This window comes from Muricoccus harenae (genome assembly GCF_009848505.1).
Taxonomy (GTDB): Bacteria; Pseudomonadota; Alphaproteobacteria; order Acetobacterales; family Acetobacteraceae; genus Roseomonas; species Roseomonas harenae.
The window spans coordinates 1-689 of sequence record NZ_WWDL01000106.1; the positions used below are offsets into that span (position 1 = coordinate 1).

The 689-nt window shown below is 67.9% G+C and carries 1 protein-coding gene; it reads right to left on the bottom strand.

Annotated features, from left to right (window positions below; genetic code table 11):
• Positions 1-566: transposase (locus GSE44_RS25120; protein ID WP_201306251.1), on the bottom strand; the 566-nt coding region annotated here is incomplete at its 3' end.
• Positions 567-689 lie beyond the last annotated feature (123 nt).

Sequence of the window (689 nt, forward strand, 5' to 3'; positions counted from 1 at the left end):
CGCCCCTCAGCATCACAGGCCACGGCGATTATCGCCGCCACCGAGACGATGCGACCGCCCTCGCGCTGCCGCAGATAGGTGGCATCGAGCCAGAGATAGGGCCAGTCCCCCGACAGCGGGCGGTCGAGGAAAGCGCCGACACGCTCGTCGATGTCGCGGCACAGCTTGGAGACGGTCGACTTCGAGATGCCCGACAGGCCCATAGCCTGCACCAGCTCGTCCACCCGCCGGGTCGAGACCCCGCCGATCCAGGCCTCTTGGATCACCGCCACCAGGGCCTTCTCCGAGGTCCTTCGGGGCTCCAGGAAGGGTGGGAAATAGCTGCCCTGCCGGAGCTTGGGGATCCGGAGCTGCAGCGAGCCCAGCCGCGTGTCCAGCGTGCGGTCGCGGAAGCCGTTGCGGTAGTTCAGCCGCTCACCGGTGCGCTCGTGCCGGGCGGCGCCGATCTGGCCCTCCACGTCGGCCTCCATCAGCATCTGCAGCACCGCCTCGGCAACGCTGCGCAGGAAGTCACCATCTCCTGCTTTCGCCAGCAGGTCAGCCAGTGGCAATCTGTCCTCGGTCATCGGGTCCTCGGCCGGTCAGGGGTGGGAGCGTCGCAACTCCACCCTAGCCGCCAGGTCCGATGGCCACCCAAGCCCTAAATCCCGGCCGAAACCGGATTTTCCACCACCTCCGCGGACGTTACC